Source organism: Lacinutrix cladophorae (assembly GCF_053604645.1).
In genome coordinates, this window is the sequence record NZ_JBSHNR010000119.1 from 32,256 (window position 1) to 52,804 (window position 20,549).

Sequence of the window (20,549 nt, forward strand, 5' to 3'; positions counted from 1 at the left end):
AAATATTCAATAGTCTTCAGAATATGTTTTTTTCTTTTTTTTCTATACTATGAATTAGCTTGTTATTCTATTAATCGTTTTATGTGAAAAGCATCACATTTATCTATAAATTATTTCAAACTTAGAAATAATGAGTACGTAAATCATTCTGAGATATAATTCAGTAAGAAATAAGACGAAGAAAATAAATTATTAATAAACAGTTAGTTTCCTTTAGATTTAACCCAGTGACTAGGTGTAACTCCTTCTGTTTTTTTAAAAAAAGTATTAAAAACACTCTTGGAATTAAAACCACTATCATAAGCTAATCCTAAAATAGTAATGTGTTTAAATTTTGGATCTAGAGCAATCCTTTTAAAATGGTTAAGACGATATTGATTAATAAAATCGTTGAAGTTTTTTTTAAAACTAAAGTTAAGTAACCAAGACATTTGATTAGCATTAATATTTAATTTTTGAGCCATTATACGCAACGATAAATCTGAGTTTAAAAACAATTGATCCTCTTCCATTATCTTCAATAACAATGCTTTACATTGTTTTTCTTGCGTTTTAGAAAAGAGTTGTTTAACAATAACTTCTTCTTTTACTAATTGCTCGTTAGAAAGTGCAAAAATAGTTTGTAAATATGAATTATACCTATCCAATTTGTGTAATGGTAATAATAAAGGATCTACTTTTAGTAGTGTCATTAACGGCTCTTTATGCATAATCCCAATTTCCATCATATCTAGCGCTGCATCGTACTTACCAATTAATGTATAAATGTAAATTAAAAAAAATCGTACTCTTTCACGACTATCAGATTCCAACAAGAGTAATAAAGCTTTAATATTAGCTTTTTGTTTTTCCTTTTTATCTTGTAAACAAAATGCAATAGTAGTCATTATTAAACGCTCTACTTTAGCGCCTTCAATTTCTGGCAAACGATTCGCTACGTTAATTATTTCTTGAGGTTTATTTTGTAAGGCTAGAGCAAGTGCGTAAATACCATAACCAACAATAAATCGATTATTTATTTCAAAACAACGATTAAAATAGATGTTAACACCTTGAAAGTCTTTATTTACATAGGCATTATAAGCCATAAAATAATTGTTTAAATCATTTAATGGGTCCAAACTATATGCTTTGTTTATGTGGTAATTTGCATCCGTAAAATTACCTTCTAAAATTAAAGTAATAAAAAGTTTTTGATGCGCATCTGAATATCCTGGTTTTAATTTTAATGCTTTTTGTAAATGTAAGTTTGCGGTTTTAAAATCCCAATTTTTATTTAAAGCATTCCAACCAAAAGAATGATGTACTTCTGGCAGATTTACATTTAATTCGTGAGATTTTTTAAGGTAAACTTCACCTATATTAAATGCATCTTTTACGGGCATCAATCCACCAGCTGCCATACTATTATACGCATAATGTATGTATACATGCGCTAAAGCAAAATTAGGAAATTTTTCTATAATTCCTTTTAAAATAGAAATTCCTTTTAAAATTGCATGTTTATTAAATTGGCTTGTTAATTTTTTTGCTTTCAAAAAATTTTGATACGCATGTGTGGATATATTTGGGTGTTCTACTAATTGCTCATTAACTTCAAAATGCCCAAAATTCTCTCTTATTTTATCTGCAATTAAAAGACTAATTTCATCTTGAAGCTCAAAAATATCAGAAAGTTCTCTGTCAAAATTACTAGACCAAAAATGTCCGCCATCTATAGTATTAATTAATTGCGCAGTAATTCTAATTCTTTTTTGAAAAACTCGTATACTGCCTTCTAAGACTGTTGCCACTCCTAATTGATTACCAATATGTCGAACATCAATATTTTTATTTTTAAATGCAAATGAAGAGGTTCTTGCTATAACTTTTAGTCCATTTACAGTAGTTAATGCATTAATTATTTCTTCGGTAATACCATCACAGAAATAATCATTATCAATATTATTACTCATATTGACAAAAGGTAATACTGCTATGGATTTTTGGTTAATCAAAGTATTATTTTATTAAAGCAAATGTATAAAAGAATGAAAACATAAAAAAGCTAAAGAAAATTTTATTAAGTAACTATATAACAAACAATTACACACGAACAGTCTTTTTCAATTCTGCTTATTGTTAAAAAAAGTGATTCCACCTAAAGTTACTATTATTTTAAAGAGGAGTCCTTGATTCTTGCTCCTCAATGTCATTTTAAATAAACTTAATTACTTAGATTTTCGTAAGATTTTAACAACTCGCGAATGTGTTATTTGCAACAAATTCCATTGGTATCCATTAAAATCAGTGGTATTCATAAATTGAATAACAACCGCATCAATATCTTTATGATATTCAGCCATACTTTGGTAACCTGGTGCCAACCCTCCATGATTAAACTCATAAAGTGAGGTGTAGATTTCCATCTCTTTTTTATTAAGTAAAGTGCCATTATTTAAAGCTCTTAAAAAGATTCCAACATCTTCAGCTGTAGCTATCATCATTCCTTGATTCTCATTTTTAAAGTCCTTTTCAATTCCCACATAGTAACCGCTCATAACATCCTCTATATTTACATCATCAAGAGAACCAAAAGTATTTTTCAATCCTAATGGTATTAAAATTTCTTCTTCGAAATATTGCTGACGACTATAACCTACCACTTTCTCAAGGATTCGAGAAAGTAACAAATAATTGGTGTTGGAGTAACCATAATCTTTGTTAGGTTCAAAGTTTGCTGGCAAATCAAGTGCATATTCAAGTACATCTATATTTTTGTTAGGTTGATTTTTCCAAAAGGCAGCACTGTCTGTAAAATTTGGGATGCCACTTCTGTGTTGCACCATCATTCTAAGTGTGATTTTATCTGCATTTTCAATTCTCCCAATGAGTTCAGGAAAATACTCTGAGAGCGTTTTATCTAAATATATACGATTTTCGTTTGCCAATTTTGTGATAGCAACTGCTACATATAGCTTGCTGATACTAGCTATTTTGAATAAAGCCTTTGGGTTTGCAGGTATTTTAAGATCTCGATTATGATAACCAGCTGCATAAAACGCTGGTGACTTACCGCCTTCATCTACGTATACAATAACACCATCAAAACCATAACTTAAGGACTCATCTACTTGCTCCTGAATCGTATTTGGCAGTGGTAATATCCATGCCTTTACTAAAACCCAAGGTACAAACCATAAGGAAATTAAAGTACCAGTAAACAATATGATTCTAAATATTTGCTTGACTTTAGTTGGTTTTCGAGTTGACTTATTCATATTTATAAAATATAACTATTTTTTGTTGTTACTAATTTATGGTATAAATATATTTTAGATTATACTAGTAATAGTATTTAAACTACCGAATTGTAGTATACTATGGATGAACTGATAATTGCTTATTTTTTAAATACATTTGAATTGAAAAACTTTGTTTCTAAATATTTTCTTTTCTAGAATTTTATTCAAAATCTCCATGAATTAGGTTTATAATTTATTTGTTGTTTGAATCGACCCATTAAACCAAAATTCATTTTATAAGTCTAATAATAAATACTTTTTACAAAACCCTATAATATATTGATTTATATTACTTTTGAAAGAATAAACTTATAAAGAAACACACTAGAAGCATGTTAAAAAAAATCACCATTTTCGCTAGCATAATGCTACTTTTATCTTTTACCATACCTAATAATTTTAGTGCGCTAGTATTAAAAAAATTAGAAGCGTACTCTAGTGATTATCCTGAAAAAATTTATGTAAAAACAGACAAACCATATTATACTATTGGTGATGATATTTGGTATGCTGCATATCTAGTAAATGGTATTAATCATAAAGCATCTAGTAAAAGTAATGTTATTTATGTAGAATTAGTTAACGACAAAGATTCAATTGTGTCTCAAAAAAAACTATATACTAATGATTTGAGTGTTGCTGGTGATTTTGAAATCAATAAAGAATGGAAAGCTGGTACTTATGTTTTAAGAGCGTATACAAACTATATGCGAAATAGTGATGCTTCTTTTTTCTTTAAAAAAGAAATTCCTATTTGGGATGTCAAAGCTTTTAGCGAAAATGAAACACTAGAAATTGCTACAAATACAACAACTCCCAAAGAAGAAACTATTACCCAAAGACCAGACCTACATTTTTACCCAGAAGGTGGGTATTTAGTTCAAGGGCTTCCTTCAAAAGTTGGAATAAAAGTAAAAGACATAAAAAATAAAACAATACTTCTTGAAGGTGTAATTAAAGACCAAGAGAACAATACCATTACTCAATTTAAAACTTTTGAATTTGGTTTAGGCTTTTTTGCACTAACACCTGAACCTAATAAAACCTATTACGCAAGTATGCTTATTAATGGTAAGGAAGAAAAATACGAACTTCCAAAACCATTACCACAAGGATTTAATTTAAATTTATTAAATAATGGTCAAGAAATAATACTAAAAGTAAACGCTAATAATTCTATCGGATTATTAAATTCTTTTTTAGTAGTGCACCAACGTGGAAAAATCATTTTTCAAAAACTAGAAACAACAGGAACAAATTCGTATACCGTAAAACTAAATACTTCTAAATTAAACGCTGGTGTTACTAGCTTTACGTTATTTAATAATGAAGGAAAACCGGTATGCGAACGTTTAGCTTTTGTGGATAATCCAGATAAAAATGTTACGCTTTCTCTAAATGCAGATACTAAAACACCTCAAGTAAGAGAAAAAGTAACACTTCAATTAGACTTAAAAGATACCAATGGAAATCCAGTATCTGGAAATGTATCTTTAACTATCAATGATTTAGATGCTGTAGAAAAAAGTTCTAGAAGCGAAAATATTAAAACTTATTTATTATTAAATTCAGACCTAAGAGGTGCTATAGAAGACCCAGGCTATTTCTTTGAAAAAGAAAACGATTCTAAACGTCGATTTTTACTAGACTTGGTAATGTTTACACATGGTTGGAATAGATTTACTTGGAATGCGCTTTTATACCAACAAAAAAATAAAATGCAATATTCAATAGAAAATGGTATTTCTATTGCTGGACAAACACGAGCTTTAAAAGAAAAAAACACACGAATTTCGGCAGCTACTAGATTAACTTTTATGGGAGCTTTACCACATCAAGAGTTAACACAATCGAATGCAAACGGACAATTTAATTTTGGCCCTTTTGTATTTTACGATTCTATTCCTACACTTGTAGAAGCCCGTGTAAAGCAATTTAAAAGTGATTATAAAAAAAATAGAGATGTCGGTATTTTTTTGAACAATAGTACCTACCGTAGCCCCTTATTTTCGAATACTAATGTTATAAAACCAAATACTCTTAATACTTCTATAATTACCAACTTTATGAAGCAAGCACAGAATATTTCAGAAATCGATACTAAATATTTACAAGGTACCCAGCTATTAGATGAAGTGATTATTAATGCACAAAAGGAAACAGCTGAAGAACTTCGTGAAGAAGCACTAAATAATAGAGCTGGTAATAGTTTTCCAACACATCGAATAGACATGAATGATTATCCTAATTCGGAAACATTAAGTATCTATGATTTACTTAATAGATTGCCAGGTGTGACAGCTTATAATAATACTATATCTATACGAAATGGCGGGCAACCTGTTATATTATTAGATGGTATTCGTGTAGAAATAGAAGACATCACTTTTTTGAGAGGAATGGATATCGAATTTATTGATATTAATACAAGTACATCTATAATTAGTAATAGTTCTAATGGTGTAATTTCAATATTTACAAAACTTGGAAATGGTATTTTATTAAATGTTAAACGCGAACCAGGAATTATCGATTTTTACTATCCTGGTTTTTATACCGCTAGAGAATTTTACTCTCCAGATTATGCCGATAGCTTTTATGATAGTTCCAAACAAGACGTACGAACCACTTTATACTGGCAGCCTAAAATAGTAATAAACAAAAATGCTGAGGCAGAAATTTCTTTTTTTACCAGTGATTCTAATAGTAAATATGCTATAGAAATAGAAGGTATTAGTACGGAAGGTATTCCTGTGTACCATTTATCTACTTTCGAGGTAGAGTAAACAAACATTCTGTATAGTTGTATTAAACTTAGCACCTTTTTTAAGAAAAGGGTAAATGTTATGCAAACAATTGAAAATTTCAAAAAAATATATTTTCAATTCAAACCACGAAAAGGTATCTTCGCTAGTATATTTTACAACAGCTAATGTTATGATTTTCAATAGGCTTTATTTTTTATGTATTCTTTTATTCTGTCTTTGCTTCTCTCCTATTTATGCACAAAACACTGTAACCCTTGTTGGTGAAGTTTTAGAAGAACATACAAATACGCCTATAATTTTTGCAAACGTTACTTTACTCGATACCAATTCTAATGCTGCTATAACTGGCGCTATTACATTGGAAGATGGTTCGTTTGTATTAAAAACACAAGCTACCAATTTTTATATACAAATAAGTTATATTGGTTATGCAACTACTACCATTAGGAACTACAAAACTGTAAATAACCAAATTGATCTAAATACCATATATTTAGAACAAACTCTTGAAGGCTTAGATGAAGTTATAGTTCGTGCCGAAACCTCTCAAACCGAATTTAAACTAGACAAACGTATCTTTAATGTGGGTAAAGATTTAAGTGCTACAGGTGCTAGTGCTTTAGAAGTTTTAAATAATGTGCCTTCGGTAAATGTGAATATTGAAGGTGTAATTAGTTTACGTGGTGGTCAAGGAGTTCAAATACTGATTAATGGAAAACCTTCGGTTATTGCAGCAGATGATGGTAATGTACTGGGTACTATTACTGCAGATATGATTGAGAAAATTGAAGTTATTACTAATCCTTCTGCAAAATATGACGCACAAGGAACTTCCGGAATTATTAATATCATTATTAAAAAATCGGAAAAGAAAGGTTTAAACGGTTCTGCATCTTTAAATGTTGGTGTACCAAATAGCAATAGCTTTGGCTTAAGTGTTAATAAACGTACCGAAAAATTCAATTTGTTTAGTCAGCTGGGATTCGGGATTAGAACTTATCCAGATACACGCGAATCTATAAATAAAGATCTCGTTAACAACACTTCTATAACCAGTATTGGAGAAAGTGAGTTTGATGAAAAATTTACTAATATTCTTATTGGTACCGATTATCATTTAAACGATAGAAATGTAATTACGCTTTCTGGTTCGTATGCTTACGAAGTAGAAGACCAATGGGCCAAAACTGATTATGATGCATTAGATGCTTCTAATTCGATAACCGATCGATGGCTTCGAGATGAAAAAACAGAAGCCACAAACCCAAAAGTACGTTATGAATTGGTTTATAAGAGCGACTTTAAAAGACACGAAAATCAGAGTCTCTTGTTTAGTGCTTTAGGTCGATATTTTAGAAAAGACCAATCTTCTATATTTGAGGATAGTACTAGTTTTGGTGATTTAGAAGATGCGCAACAAGAATCGAGAACCGACTATAAATTAGAAGAATATACTTTCAAACTAGATTATACACATCCTTTTTTAGAAAAATACACTTTAGAAACTGGTGCACAATTTGCTATTAACAATGTGTCTAACGATTTTGCTGTAAGTGATTTAGTAGATGGGAATTGGGTAAATAACTTAGATGTAACTAATGTATTTGATTTAGATCAAAACGTTTTTGCTATGTACGCTACAGGAGCATATGAAGGCGAAAAATGGGGCATTAAATTAGGGCTTCGAATGGAAAACACACTTATTAATACGGTATTACAAACCACCAACGAATCGGATACTCAAAATTATACCAATGTATTTCCAAGTGCGCATACTTCATATAAAGTATCCGATAATTTTTCGTTACAAGCTGGATATTCTAAACGTATTAACAGACCTAATTTGCGACAGTTAAATCCGTTTTCTAACATTAGGAATAACTTTAGCATATCAGAAGGAAACCCAGATTTACAACCAGAATTTACAGATTCTTATGAGGTTACCAGTATTCATAAATTTGATAAAGCATCTTTAAACTTCAGCCTATATAATAGATACACAAAAGATGCTGTAGAATACATCACTGTTTTTGAAGATAATGTAAGTATTTCTCGTCCAGAAAATATTGGAACAGACAACACCACAGGTTTTGAAATGAATGGAAAATATAGTCCTTTAGACTGGTTAACCATAAATGGTGATTTTAATATTAATTATTATGATAGAAAAGGAGTTTATGCATCAGAATCCTTTGATTTTAAAGGAAGAATTTGGTCAACTAGTTTAACTTCTAAATTCAAACTTCCTGCAAAATTTGATTTTGAAATATCTGGAAATTATATCTCCAATTATGAAACCTTACAACAAGAAGTTTCCGAAAATAAATATGTAGATATCGGCTTAAGAAAAAAAATAGTGAAAGGCAAAATCATTCTTAACTTAAGTGTTCGCGATGTATTCGCATCTCGATTAGATGAAACGACTACATCGCAACCAGACTTTTATTTATATACTACGCGCCAACGAGGACGCTTTATAACTTTTGGTGTAAGTTATGGTTTTGGTAAAGGAGAAGCTATGGAATTCTCTGGACAACGAAGATAATACGGCTTATTCATACTTTGTTTTTTGAAACCATTTATCGGATAATGAGATATTAATATTTAATGTATTGATATATTCTTCTACCAAAATACTTTCTGTAGTTCCTTTTTTACTTAAGGAATATGAAATATTTAAAAGCGATCTTCTACCAATTGGTAATCCGATACCTAATGAAGCTGCATAGGTATCTATTTTTTTATCGTCGACTTTTAGATATCCAGAATTATAATTTAATCCCAATCTATAATCTACAAGGTCCCAATATTTATTTCCGTTAGGGTTTCTAGTGTAAGCAGCTCCTAAAGCAAAAATATTTTGATCGGTAAAAGTACCAATAGCATCCGATTGATTGGTAGAAGACCAAAAACTTCGATTATAATCTGCCGTTACTAAAATGTTTTTAAATGAAGTACTATAACCAATTCCTACTTTTAAAGGAAGGTTAAAATTATCAATGCCTTCTCCATCGGTATCTTCTAATAAGATATAAGTGTCATTAGAGTACTTACTAATTCTTACATCTTTACTTCCTTTTAAAATAGTTGGAAAATCTACAGTTAAACCAAAATTATGTGTATCTAAATATTTATATTGAAAACCTAATCCTAACTGTGCACCATTATAATAATTATTTTCGGTAATAGCCAAATAACTTTCGTCTGTAGCAATGGTTTCGGTTTCTTCAATTTTCCCAAATAAATATGATATTTTAGCACCTACATTTAGGTTTTTAAATAGGTATCTTCCATAGTCTAATCGTAATTCATTTAATCCACCAGAACCTTCCACATTAGTGGTAAAGGTTTCATTACTACCTTCAATATTACTTTGTAAACCTATTAAAGAGTAGCCAACAGAGGTAGCAGGTTTTAACGTTAATCCCATACCATACTTCCCTTTACTATTAAATCCTAAAGAAATATTTGTAAATTGACTAGTGATGCTTTGTTCTTTTATGTCATCGGCAAAAACATTGATAATTTCTGCTGAACCTCCAAAATCAAATACAAATTCATCCTCTGGTATGGTAGCAAAAGAAGCCGAGTTTGTTAAGTTAATTCCCTTACTAGCATCTAAAGAAATTCCTGTCTTACCTAAACCACTATTTCTTCCTGTATTCGAATTATTCTCTACTCCTAACCCAAAAAGTGAATACGGTGAACTGGTAAGATTATTGGTTTGCGAATAACCATGCATCGATAAGAGTATGATTAAAACAATGCTATAATTAGATTTATTCATATACTGCATAGGTTACAATTAATTTTGTTTGATAATCAGATTTCTGACTGTCATTAAATATTATTTTATTTATAGAAGAATTATAATCCTCTGGAATTACAATTAGTGCATCTTCTGTCTCTGGGCTTTCGCTTAATTTTTGATCTATAAAATCAATCACAGGAACCGAATAAACAAGTTGATTAAATTCTGAATTATCGGAACTTAATGTTGCAGTTACTTCAATTTCATTATTAGAAATTAGTGTTGCTAAATCGTTGTTTTGATCAATAGTATATAGTAGTAAGGATTCACTTAGTGGTTGAATTTCGGAATACGAATCTAGATTTGGTTCTATATAAAGTGTTGCTTCCAATATGGTGCCTTCGTTACCAATATCGTAGATGTTTTTTATAGTAGGGAATTCAATTTTTGTAACATAACCTGTACCCGCTTGATTGTAACTTATATTATTACTTGCAGAGGACGAAAGATTATATTCTTGGTCTGTTATCCATTCTAAAGGCAAACCACTAACATCACTTTCTATATGATTAAAATACGTGTTTAAAGTTATATCATAAGAATATGTGTCACTTTCAAACTCACCAGGAATGCTATAATAAAATCGAATATAGGTATCTTCGCTATTTGTTGAAAAGCCAATTACAGAACCATTATTATTTGGATCTGGATGTATGGTTAGTCCTTTTAATTGTTGGTAAAAAGTTTCTGCATCTGTAATAATATTGTCTCTAATACCGTCAAATATCGATGCTCCAAAATCGTAAGGAAGTGAAACAACCAAGGAATCTTTATTTGGAGTTGGATAATACTCTTTAGTTACCAAAGGAGAAGCTTCGTAACCAAATTCGGTGGTATTATAAAAGAAGGAATCCTCTGTAGTTAATTTATCGGTAAGTTTATGAATGTTTAATGTTGCAACTTGAGTAGTGTCGTTATAGTAATAGCTATCATAACCAAGTACTAAATCAACACTATCTAATACAGCATCATTATCTAAGTAATAATTATATGTATTTAGTTGAAAATAAGAAGATGCATTTATTGTTCCCATTTCTTCATCTCTATATTGCCCAACCAAGAGTCTATCATTTGCAGAACTAATAATAGAATCAAACTTAATAGTAGATAATGCCACAGTAAAAGTATCTATCGAATACACCTTTATATTTGTACTTGTAAAATCTTCGCCAGCTAAAAGACTAGCATCTTCTGTTTCTGATGAACAAGAAATTATAGATAATAATATAGCTATAACAGTTATTAAGGGTATTAATTTTTGATGTGATGTAAACATATGATTTTTAGTATTTGTACAAATCAACCACCCTTTACATCTAATAAAAAGTCAAATATACAGACCGCTTTAATGTATCTACAAACGCCAAAATTTATACTACTAAACACGGCTACTGTGTTTGTAGATTAAAAAGCATTGCTTGTCTACAAAAAAAGAGGATAGGTATATTTTGTAATTAATCTAAAGGTATAGGTAGTATGTTAGCACTCGATCTGTAAAAAAATATTACACTTAATGAGTAAAAGAGCGATACATTATATAACCTTTAGTTTGTTTTCTTTGGTGTCTTTTGGACAAGAAGTCTTAACGACTACTAATCCAGAAGATTTAATTAATGTAGATTATGAAATCTACCCAAACGTAAATGATGTTCAAATAAAAAATAAAACAGTTGCAATTAACTTCGCTTCCTTACTAGATACCTCAAAATTTAATTTTGGATTAAACTATACCTACAATACTATTGATTTTAATGATCATGATACGCATAATGATTTTAATGCTTTTGAAGAGTTACACACCATACAAGCCTTTGCGCAATATAAAAAAGCACTTATAAATACATGGGATGCAGAGTTCACCATTGCTCCTTATATCTATTCTACATTAAATGAAAAAATTACAAAAGAGGATTTTGTATTAAGCTACAAAGCAAATTTTATTAAAACTTGGGATAAAAACGGACTTAAATCCTATTTAAAATTAGGAGCTGGTTATGGTTCCTTATTTGGTAAGCCAAACTTTTATCCTATAATTTCATATGCTAGTACTATAAATGAAAAGTTTAAATACGAAATAGGAATTCCTGTAACCGGAGCTTATTATAAAATAAATAATCATAATACGCTTCAAATTACAGCAAAACCAGAATCTATATATGCTAATAATGCATCTAATTTTATGTTAGATACTAATGAAATGATTTCGGATTCGAAATTAGAATTCAAAGCCATAAAATTAGCACTTGGTTACTCCTATCGATTAGATAAAAATTGGACAACAAAATGTAATGTAGGCTATTTAACAAATAGTGAACTTACCATAAAAGAGAATGACAATAAAATATATGATTTTGATTCCACAGAATCACTATCTATAAACGTAGGTCTTAGTTTTAATTTAAATAAAAAGTGAAATGAAAAAAACGATTAACAAAACAACATTAAAATTTATTTATTTATGCACACTAAGTGTGCTATTTTTAAATTGTAGTAACGATGACGACAGTGATGATACTGTAGGAAACTGGGTGAAAAAATCCACATTTAATGAAGATGCAAGAAGTAGTTCAACCGCATTTACCATTGGTAATATTGGCTATATGGGAACAGGTTATGATGGTGATGATTATTATAGTGATTTTTGGAGCTATAATATGGATACCAACTCTTGGCAACAATTATCCGATTTTCCTGGTTTAGAAAGAAGTTCTGCGGTATCCTTTGTAATTAATGGTGAAGGGTATATAGGAACTGGTTATAATGGCGATTCTGCAGACGAATTATCCGATTTCTATAAGTATAATAGCAATACGAATAGCTGGACCCAAATAGCAGATTTTGCTGGATCGGCACGTTATGGTGCTGTTGGATTTGGATCTGACACCTATGGCTATATTGGTACCGGATATGATGGTAGTGATAAAAAAGACTTCTGGAAATACGACCCAATAGCAGATACTTGGGAAGAAACTTTTGGATTTGGTGGAGATAAAAGAAGAGATGCAGTAACATTTACCATTGGTGATGATGTATATATGACAACCGGAATTAGTAATGGTGTTTACGAAGAAGATTTTTGGGTATTTAATCTAAATACTGAAGAATGGACAGAACTAGAAGATATTGACGAAGACTACGATTATATTACTAGATCTAATGCTGTTGCTTTTACAATAAATGGTTTAGGCTATATCGCTTGTGGAGATTTTGGAACCAGTATTAGCTCGGTTTATGAATATGATCCTTCCGATCAAGAATGGGAAGAAAGAACAGAGTTTGAATTATACGCAAGAAGAGATGCTGTATCTTTTAGTAATGGCGAACGTGCTTTTGTAGCTCTTGGTAGAAATGGTACATTATATCTTGATGATAATATGGAATTTTTTCCAAATGAAGAACAAGATGATGATGATAATTAAACCATACAACTTTTAGATTAATAGCTAAATTTGAGTCAGAATAATATAGTAATTCTGTATGGTTCTGACTCTTTTTAAATTAAATACAATGAAAAAGATATATAACTATATTGCAGTTTTTTCAACAATTTCGGTGCTAACTATTTTGTTTTTCTATTTACAATCGGTAAATTCAGTATCGAATATAGTAGAAGAATCTCCATATACTTTAAAGGTTTTATCAAAAGAAGATTTTTGGATATATGAAGTATATAACAAGGATAATTTGTTTATTCGCCAAGAATATATTCCTGCAGCAAATGGGAAACAAGTTTTTCAATCGAAAGAAGATGCAGAAAAAATGGGGAAAGTTGTAATAGCAAAACTTGCTCATGATAGGTTTCCAGTAATTAATTTAAGAGATCTTCAAAACAATAATATTAATTTTAAGAAAATATAAAAGGTAATTAATTATTCCAATTTGAAAAAGAAAATATCCTATAAAGAAATTATAATACACACCATCGTTTGGATATGTATAAGTATTTTTCCGTTGCTAACGGCTTATATAGATTTGGGAGAAGTACCATCTGATATGTACTTAAGGCAAGCTATGCGCCCTATTCTTTTTTATGTTAATTACTCCATTTTTGTACCTTACTTATTACTAAGACGTAAACTCTTTTTATATATAATAATTTCTATTGTTTTTCTATTTCTATATAATTATATCTCTGAGGAAATAATTTTTAGTGAGTTTAGAAATAACATGCCAAAACCTCCTAATAATCGTGGTGGTCCTTTTGGTTTAAGACACGCTATACCTATAGTATTTTCATTATCTATCTTTTTATTAGGTGGGATTTTCAGCTTAGTAGTAGACTTTTATAAAAGAGATCGATTATCTAAAGAACTACAAAATGAACAAAAAGATATTAAGCTTCAGTTTTTAAGAAATCAATTAAATCCGCACTTTTTATTTAATTCCTTAAATAGTATTTATTCTTTAGTTAGAAGTAAATCGGATGATGCTCCAGAAGCAGTAATTACACTATCTGAATTAATGCGTTACATGCTTTATGAAGTTGGTGACAAACAAGTTCTGTTAGAAAAAGAAATCAATTATATTACAAATTATATCGCTTTACAACGATTGCGACTTAAAAATACGGAAGCTGTTAAAGTGAATATTAATGGCGAAACAAGAAATTTAAAAATATATCCTTTATTATTAATTTCTTTCATTGAAAATGCCTTTAAATATGGCACAGATTACAAAGGAAACACGCAAATTGATATAAAGATTAAAGTAACGAATAACAAACTAATTTTTAAAGTAGAAAATATAATTGGACTTTATAAACGGGATATAAAAAATTCTGGTGTTGGATTAAAGAATATTGAAAATCAGCTCAATTATTTGTATAAAAACAATCATGAATTGATTATAAATGAAGACAAAACACATTATAAAGTACATTTAACCTTAAACCTGAATGATGATGAAGTGTATAATAATTGATGACGAACCTTTAGCGATTGATATTATTGAATCGTATTGCCAAGCAATTGGTGGTATTGAAGTAATAAGTACATTTACGAATGCCATTGAAGCGCTAGACTTTATAAATAATAATACTATTGATCTGGTTTTTTCGGATATTGAAATGCCAAACATTTCTGGAATAGAGCTTATAAAATCTTTAGAAGGAAAAATACCTTATTTTATTTTTACTACTGCTTACCCGCAATACGCTTTAGAAGGTTTTGATTTAAATGCTGTAGATTATTTAGTGAAGCCTATCCCCTTTCCTCGCTTTATTAAAGCGGTGAATAGAGTTAAAGAAATGATTAAATTAAATGATAATAACACTTCAATAAATTTTTCATCTGCTGGTGGAGAAACTAAAACGCATGAAGACGATTTTATATTTGTTAAATCGGAATATGAAAATCTAAAAATCGATATTAATAGCATCAAACACATTCAAGGTTTAAAAGATTATTTAAAAATTCATTCAGAAGATGCTAGACCTATTTTAACATTAATGAGCTTTAAAGAAATTCAGTCTAAATTACCTGAAAATACCTTTATAAGAGTACACCGATCGTATATTGTTAATGTAAATAAAATCACATCCATTCAAAAAAATAGAATTGTAATAAAAGAAGAAAAAATCCCTATAGGAGAAAGCTATAAATCTATGGTATATAGCAGATTGAATATTTAATTCTAAAATAAACACATCAAAAAGGAGAATAGTAATACAACTATTCTCCTTTTTTGCTATTCATCAATTAATCACTATATTTTCATTTATTCTATATCAATAATACCAACAACTTCGTAAGCTCTAGTACCATCTATTTGTACTTTTTCGTATAAAATATTAGCATACTCATAATACGTTTGACCATCTATTATTACTTTTTCATAATCATTAGGTAATTCGTAAACTACTGTACCTACCATTGGTTCTACAACTTCATATTCATTATTTATATTGATGTAAAAAATACCATCTACATTATAATAATAATCGTTGTTAAAATGTACCCTTCTATAGTTTGTTGGTAGTGTTTTAATTCTAAATCCAACTTTTGGAGCAATAACTACATAATGGCCTCTAGATTGTGTATAGAATTTATTATTAGAATAATAATAATTTTGACCTTTATGGTTAACGACTGTTCTATTTGGTACATTTCTAACCGAAACCACTTTCTTTTTTGGTGTTTTATAGGTTACTTGATTGCTAGATACTCTTCTGCTTGTAGTCGTATTATTTTTAACAGGTGTTGTTCTAGTTGTTTTTTCTGTTTTATTTGTTGTAGTAGTAGTTGTGTTTCTACGTGTTTGCGCTGTAACTTGTGTGGTTATAGCTACCATAAATAAAGATGGTAATACGAATGTTTTTATAAAAGATTTCATAATTTTTAATTTTTAAGGTTATACATTTTCTGTTACTAGTAAGACTCTTTTTCTTAATCTTAGTTTAAAGATATTTACAATGTACCTACTAAAAAAGAGAAATAGATAGTTGCTTAAATTGTATCGACCAAAAAGGATTTTTTATAGATTTCATTGGTACGCTACGCTTTAAAATAGAAGAGGTATGCTATAAAGCATACCTCTTCTATTTTGTAATGCAAAGAAAATATTATTTCAATAAACTTAATAAACCTGTTAATTCTGTTAGGTTTAAGCTTGAATTACTATCTGTATCTAAAACATTAAAGTTATCTGCAACAGATCCAATTGCTTCTGTGGTGCTTATTGCCTCATCTTTATTAGTGTCTAATAAACTAAATAGACTTGTAATTTGTTGTACTGTAGAATTAGAACTCAATGAGCTTAATAATGTTGCAGCATTTGCAACTGAAGATGTGTCTACATTTTTTACAGTATTACAACTAAATACTGTAGATACTAGAGCCAATGACAATATAATTTTTTTCATAATATACATTTGATTTATTAATTATGATGCAAAAGTATTTTATGTGCATAACATAGAAAAAGACAATCTACAAACACTTGTTATTTCTATACCATTGAAGCGGAATTATAGACGAAACCCAAACAACTAGGTTTTAAAGGGAATTACTATTAATAAATTCTAAAAATTTAGATTTGTATTGTTCTGAAACAGTAATACGTTGTTGATTGATAATAATTTGACTACGCTCAATAACATCTATATTTTTTAAAGCCACAATAAACGAACGATGTACACGCATAAACTGCGTGTCTGGTAGTTCTGCTTCTAACGACTTTAAACTCAAGAGTGTTAAAATAGGTTTCGGATTATCTTTCAACCAAATCTTTATATAATCTTTTAATCCTTCAAAATACAATACATCAGCAAGCTTAATGCGAAGTTGTTTGTATTCCGATTTTACAAAAAGAAATTCTTTTTCTTCAGAGACTATACTTTTTTGTTTTCCTTTTACCAATTCAAACCAAGTATTTGCTTTGTTTGCTGCAGCTAGAAATTCGGCGTAATCAAAAGGTTTTAAAAGGTAATCTAATGCTTCTACTTTAAAACCTTCTAAGGCATATTGATCGAATGCTGTGGTAAAAATAACGCGTGTTTCTTTTGGTAACATTTTTGAAAACTCAATACCTGTTAAATCTGGCATTTGTATATCTAAAAACAGTACATCTACGGGTTCCGTTTTTATGAACTCCATAGCTTCAATAGCACTACTACACTTTTTTTTTAAAACTAAAAAAGGTGTTTTTTCCACATAGCTTTCTACTAAATTAAGTGCCATTGGTTCATCATCTACTACAACACAGGTAATTTTTATATTGCTCATAACTTAATTCGTATCAATTTCTAAATGTCCAATAAAACGATTGTCTTTAACAAAAGTTTTAAAATCGTTTTTATTTGGATAAAGTAATTCTATTCGTTTTTCAATATTTTGAATTCCAATTCCAGATCCGCTTTTATCGTCTGTCTTTTTAGGAAAATTATCATTTTCAATCGTAAATAAAACCGTCTTTTCATCACAAGTCATAGTAATATCTATGGTGCTTTCTTTAGAAGCAGAAACACCATGTTTAAAAGCATTTTCTATTAATGAGATGAATAATAAAGGAGCAATTTTAACTCCAGTTCCTTCTTTTGGAAAATTATAATTTACTACCGTTTTATCTGAAACTCTAAGTTTCATCAAATCGATATATCTTTTCATGAAATCAATTTCTTTTGATAATGGAATAGTCTCTACATTCGTTTCATACAGCATATAACGCATTAATTTACTTAAACTGTGAATTGATGTTTTCGCTTGATCTGGTGAAATATCGACCATCGCATAAATATTATTTAACGAATTAAAAAAGAAATGTGGTTGTAGCTGATAATGTAAATGTTGCAGCTCAGATTTAAGCTTAAAGTTAATTGCTTCCTTTCGTTCTGCTTCTGTTTTCACCCAACGTTTCGTAGTTTTTATGGCAATTGAAAACAGTAATGGCACCATGTAAAATAACATTTGTATGTAAACAAACATTTTAAATGGTGGCCCTTCACCATCCGTTTTATCTGATTTTTTAATAAGTTCTTCAAAAAAAGTGACTTCAATTTGCTCTTTAAAAAATATGAATAAAGCAATAAATACAACATTTATTAAAATGAATTGCGCTGTTTTTTTTACAAATAAAAAATGATCGATAAATAAAAAATAATTGATATAAAAAATGCAAGCATAAAATATTATTGGAATCCAGAAATGAGCAATAATTCTATTAATTTCCTGCTCTTGTCCGTAAGACAAAAGATAAGGTAAACTAAATAACACAAGCCAAACTAGAATGTGTGAAAGGATATTGATTTTTTTATTTTTATGCATTTTATAATATTAATTGTTAATCCCACTTATTAGTAGTAGATACTGCATAGCTTCCAGAACCTGTAAAATAGAATACTAAACTACCAAAGGCATACAGCAAAAGTAACTCAATTTCTAGACCTCCTGTTTTTGAAATGGCAAATATATGATCTGAATGAACTAAAACAAGTGCGGCAATCATTCCAAAGAAAAAAACCAACGATGCAATTCGTGTTCTAAATCCAATAATAATTAGTATTGGTGCAACCAATTCAGTAATATATACGCCGTAAGCCATAAAGGTTGGAAAACCAGCTTCAGTAAGCATATTTTCAATACCCGCTAAACTTTTCAATTTAGCAATGCCATGAAATAGCATTAATCCAGCAATTATTATTCTTAACAAGAATAACCCGAAGTTTATATCTTTTTTCATTTTTTATATTTTTTTCAATGTCTTTCAAAGATAAATTTTATCAATATACATTTTTAATGTAATAGATGGTTTGGGGTATTTAATATACCAAAACCTTTATTTTATAGATGAGATTTTAACGTAAATAATAAAAAAATGTCTTAATTGATTTTAAGACATTTTTTTATTCCTAGTTTTCCCATCCCTTCAATACTAGCTGGGAATTCTCTATAAAAATTCGCCATTTATGGGCTAACTGTTAGCAATAAGATGCTTAAAAAAGCTAATTCAAATAAATATTTTTTCTTAGAGAATTTAATTAATTTCTCTAACCAAGCGTATGTGATTTTTAATTCTAAGAGAATCTGCAGCATTTACAGACTCCATTAAATAGTCTTCTATATTTCCAGCTTTAGGATCTGAACGTTGTGCTCCTGCTCCATGCCAATCATAGTATTCAGTCGCACTACTATTATCTTTACTATATGCTTTCCCAAATGCTACATAACACGCTGTGTATTTAAAATCGCCTTGTGTTGTGCTTGACCAGAACCAACTATCATCAGTACATTCAAAAAAGTTTTCATCAATTGCAGGAAAAGTTTCTTTGTCGTAATCCACAATACTCTGTAATTCTTTGGTATTAGGTAACCTCCAGTCTATATAACCTGCTATTTTACTGTTTTTAGCTACTTGTAATGCTTCAGCCCAATTGTAAGTATTGCCATCGTCTGCTTTTTGCCACATTAATCCGGTTGCTTTATCGGTAACTGTTCCGTTTTTATTATCCACAAAATCATTTACACCATACACATTTTCTGTTCCTCTAACTGCTCTTACATAGTTTCCTGGATCATGAACACCTTCGCTACCATCAAAATACAAACCCGTTTCATAAGCTTTAATATGTCCATCAGCAAAATTAAATCCGAAGGCACCTTCCATTTTTATGTTCTGTAATGGTCCTTTTACATATTTTGTACTCGACCAATATTGTCCGGCATACGGCATGCGTTTATCGTATTCAAAATCGAAATAATCTGTGTTTAAGTAAGGCTGTGATTTTTCTAAATCTTGGGGGTATAATTCGCCATTAGAATTAAGAAGTGAATACAATTCTTTAATGGTAGGCATTCTCCAATCTGAATAACCACCAATTTCAAGACTATCCACATAATTGAAAGCATCGTAAAAATTATGATGTTTAAAATCTGGTGTTTTTTGCCACATTAAACCTGTGTTATTGTCGGTTATAGTACCATTTCCATTATCAGTATATGAAGATTGCATACCTGTAAACTGTGCATCTTGACCGTAAAATTTATTGTCTATACTAGGTTTATCTATTTGATTTCCTTCGTTATCATAAAATTTATTTTGTCCTGTATCTGTCAATACAAAATGAATGTCATTATCGGTGTATTTTACCGTTTTCTTTTCTTCATTTTTACAACTTAAAAAAAGCAGAATAGAACAAAGCATACTTGTTGCATTTGGATATGATTTCATAGGAAGTATGATTTTAAGAATTAA

17 protein-coding genes are annotated in these 20,549 nt (G+C 29.5%); 7 read left to right on the plus strand and 10 right to left on the minus strand.

The genetic code is table 11. The annotated features are described in order from the left end of the window. Window positions 1-203: 203 nt before the first annotated feature. Window positions 204-1,955: a helix-turn-helix domain-containing protein gene (locus ACVC3Y_RS10415; RefSeq protein ID WP_452226847.1), complete on the minus strand. Its 1,752-nt coding sequence runs from the start codon at window positions 1,953-1,955 to the stop codon at window positions 204-206. Between the two features lie 255 nt (window positions 1,956-2,210). Next, a complete protein-coding gene (locus ACVC3Y_RS10420; protein WP_452226848.1) occupies window positions 2,211-3,260 on the minus strand; it encodes a serine hydrolase domain-containing protein in 1,050 nt (349 codons plus the stop codon). Window positions 3,261-3,616: 356 nt separating this feature from the next. Between ACVC3Y_RS10420 and ACVC3Y_RS10425 the strand changes: the two genes are divergently transcribed. Together ACVC3Y_RS10425 and ACVC3Y_RS10430 are read left to right on the plus strand one after the other, a co-directional pair. Continuing rightward, window positions 3,617-6,070, plus strand: coding sequence for a Plug domain-containing protein (locus tag ACVC3Y_RS10425; protein WP_452226849.1), 2,454 nt, complete (start codon window positions 3,617-3,619; stop codon window positions 6,068-6,070). Window positions 6,071-6,221: 151 nt separating this feature from the next. Beyond that, complete coding sequence (locus ACVC3Y_RS10430) at window positions 6,222-8,597, plus strand: TonB-dependent receptor domain-containing protein (protein ID WP_303423289.1); 2,376 nt, start codon at window positions 6,222-6,224, stop codon at window positions 8,595-8,597. 6 nt (window positions 8,598-8,603) lie between these two features. Here ACVC3Y_RS10430 and ACVC3Y_RS10435 read toward each other — a convergent pair whose 3' ends face one another. Next, entirely contained in the window at window positions 8,604-9,839 is a 1,236-nt protein-coding gene (locus ACVC3Y_RS10435; protein WP_452226850.1) for a hypothetical protein, read from the minus strand. Then, window positions 9,832-11,139: a DUF4270 family protein gene (locus tag ACVC3Y_RS10440; protein WP_452226851.1), complete on the minus strand. Its 1,308-nt coding sequence runs from the start codon at window positions 11,137-11,139 to the stop codon at window positions 9,832-9,834. The genes ACVC3Y_RS10435 and ACVC3Y_RS10440 overlap by 8 nt, the downstream gene beginning before the upstream one ends. A 237-nt stretch (window positions 11,140-11,376) precedes the next feature. Between ACVC3Y_RS10440 and ACVC3Y_RS10445 the strand changes: the two genes are divergently transcribed. From ACVC3Y_RS10445 to ACVC3Y_RS10465, 5 genes are all read left to right on the plus strand, one after another. Further along, entirely contained in the window at window positions 11,377-12,276 is a 900-nt protein-coding gene (locus ACVC3Y_RS10445) for a hypothetical protein (protein ID WP_452226852.1), read from the plus strand. Window position 12,277: 1 nt separating this feature from the next. Then, window positions 12,278-13,282 carry a Kelch repeat-containing protein gene (locus tag ACVC3Y_RS10450; protein WP_303423297.1) on the plus strand — a complete coding sequence of 335 codons (1,005 nt, stop codon included), beginning with the start codon at window positions 12,278-12,280 and terminating at the stop codon, window positions 13,280-13,282. 88 nt (window positions 13,283-13,370) lie between these two features. Continuing rightward, the gene (locus tag ACVC3Y_RS10455) at window positions 13,371-13,721 is read left to right on the plus strand and encodes a DUF4907 domain-containing protein (RefSeq protein ID WP_452226853.1); all 351 of its coding nucleotides are present in this window, start codon (window positions 13,371-13,373) and stop codon (window positions 13,719-13,721) included. Window positions 13,722-13,742: 21 nt separating this feature from the next. After that, the gene (locus tag ACVC3Y_RS10460) at window positions 13,743-14,783 is read left to right on the plus strand and encodes a sensor histidine kinase (protein WP_303423300.1); all 1,041 of its coding nucleotides are present in this window, start codon (window positions 13,743-13,745) and stop codon (window positions 14,781-14,783) included. Further along, a complete protein-coding gene (locus ACVC3Y_RS10465) occupies window positions 14,764-15,492 on the plus strand; it encodes a LytR/AlgR family response regulator transcription factor (RefSeq protein WP_303423302.1) in 729 nt (242 codons plus the stop codon). Before ACVC3Y_RS10460 ends, ACVC3Y_RS10465 begins: the two co-directional genes overlap by 20 nt. Window positions 15,493-15,578: 86 nt before the next feature. On the opposite strand, the gene ACVC3Y_RS10470 is transcribed toward ACVC3Y_RS10465, so the two are convergent. The 6 genes from ACVC3Y_RS10470 to ACVC3Y_RS10495 form a co-directional block, all read right to left on the minus strand. Then, window positions 15,579-16,193, minus strand: coding sequence for a DUF6515 family protein (locus ACVC3Y_RS10470; protein ID WP_452226854.1), 615 nt, complete (start codon window positions 16,191-16,193; stop codon window positions 15,579-15,581). Between the two features lie 229 nt (window positions 16,194-16,422). Further along, a complete protein-coding gene (locus ACVC3Y_RS10475; protein WP_303423306.1) occupies window positions 16,423-16,722 on the minus strand; it encodes a hypothetical protein in 300 nt (99 codons plus the stop codon). A gap of 133 nt (window positions 16,723-16,855) precedes the next feature. Continuing rightward, complete coding sequence (locus tag ACVC3Y_RS10480; RefSeq protein WP_452226855.1) at window positions 16,856-17,584, minus strand: LytR/AlgR family response regulator transcription factor; 729 nt, start codon at window positions 17,582-17,584, stop codon at window positions 16,856-16,858. Between the two features lie 3 nt (window positions 17,585-17,587). Beyond that, entirely contained in the window at window positions 17,588-18,622 is a 1,035-nt protein-coding gene (locus ACVC3Y_RS10485; protein WP_303423310.1) for a sensor histidine kinase, read from the minus strand. Between the two features lie 16 nt (window positions 18,623-18,638). Next, the gene (locus ACVC3Y_RS10490; protein ID WP_452226856.1) at window positions 18,639-19,037 is read right to left on the minus strand and encodes a DoxX family protein; all 399 of its coding nucleotides are present in this window, start codon (window positions 19,035-19,037) and stop codon (window positions 18,639-18,641) included. A gap of 294 nt (window positions 19,038-19,331) precedes the next feature. Beyond that, window positions 19,332-20,525, minus strand: coding sequence for an Lcl C-terminal domain-containing protein (locus ACVC3Y_RS10495; RefSeq protein WP_452226857.1), 1,194 nt, complete (start codon window positions 20,523-20,525; stop codon window positions 19,332-19,334). Window positions 20,526-20,549: the final 24 nt, after the last annotated feature.

Excerpts from the sequence above, each read along its gene's own strand:
- ACVC3Y_RS10415 (WP_452226847.1), bottom strand. The coding sequence starts at position 1,955 with ATGAGTAATAATATTGATAATGATTATTTCTGTGATGGTATTACCGAA.
- ACVC3Y_RS10420 (WP_452226848.1), bottom strand. The coding sequence starts at position 3,260 with ATGAATAAGTCAACTCGAAAACCAACTAAAGTCAAGCAAATATTTAGA.
- ACVC3Y_RS10425 (WP_452226849.1), top strand. The coding sequence starts at position 3,617 with ATGTTAAAAAAAATCACCATTTTCGCTAGCATAATGCTACTTTTATCT.
- ACVC3Y_RS10430 (WP_303423289.1), top strand. The coding sequence starts at position 6,222 with ATGATTTTCAATAGGCTTTATTTTTTATGTATTCTTTTATTCTGTCTT.
- ACVC3Y_RS10435 (WP_452226850.1), bottom strand. The coding sequence starts at position 9,839 with ATGAATAAATCTAATTATAGCATTGTTTTAATCATACTCTTATCGATG.
- ACVC3Y_RS10440 (WP_452226851.1), bottom strand. The coding sequence starts at position 11,139 with ATGTTTACATCACATCAAAAATTAATACCCTTAATAACTGTTATAGCT.
- ACVC3Y_RS10445 (WP_452226852.1), top strand. The coding sequence starts at position 11,377 with ATGAGTAAAAGAGCGATACATTATATAACCTTTAGTTTGTTTTCTTTG.
- ACVC3Y_RS10450 (WP_303423297.1), top strand. The coding sequence starts at position 12,278 with ATGAAAAAAACGATTAACAAAACAACATTAAAATTTATTTATTTATGC.
- ACVC3Y_RS10455 (WP_452226853.1), top strand. The coding sequence starts at position 13,371 with ATGAAAAAGATATATAACTATATTGCAGTTTTTTCAACAATTTCGGTG.
- ACVC3Y_RS10465 (WP_303423302.1), top strand. The coding sequence starts at position 14,764 with ATGAAGTGTATAATAATTGATGACGAACCTTTAGCGATTGATATTATT.
- ACVC3Y_RS10470 (WP_452226854.1), bottom strand. The coding sequence starts at position 16,193 with ATGAAATCTTTTATAAAAACATTCGTATTACCATCTTTATTTATGGTA.
- ACVC3Y_RS10475 (WP_303423306.1), bottom strand. The coding sequence starts at position 16,722 with ATGAAAAAAATTATATTGTCATTGGCTCTAGTATCTACAGTATTTAGT.
- ACVC3Y_RS10480 (WP_452226855.1), bottom strand. The coding sequence starts at position 17,584 with ATGAGCAATATAAAAATTACCTGTGTTGTAGTAGATGATGAACCAATG.
- ACVC3Y_RS10485 (WP_303423310.1), bottom strand. The coding sequence starts at position 18,622 with ATGCATAAAAATAAAAAAATCAATATCCTTTCACACATTCTAGTTTGG.
- ACVC3Y_RS10490 (WP_452226856.1), bottom strand. The coding sequence starts at position 19,037 with ATGAAAAAAGATATAAACTTCGGGTTATTCTTGTTAAGAATAATAATT.
- ACVC3Y_RS10495 (WP_452226857.1), bottom strand. The coding sequence starts at position 20,525 with ATGAAATCATATCCAAATGCAACAAGTATGCTTTGTTCTATTCTGCTT.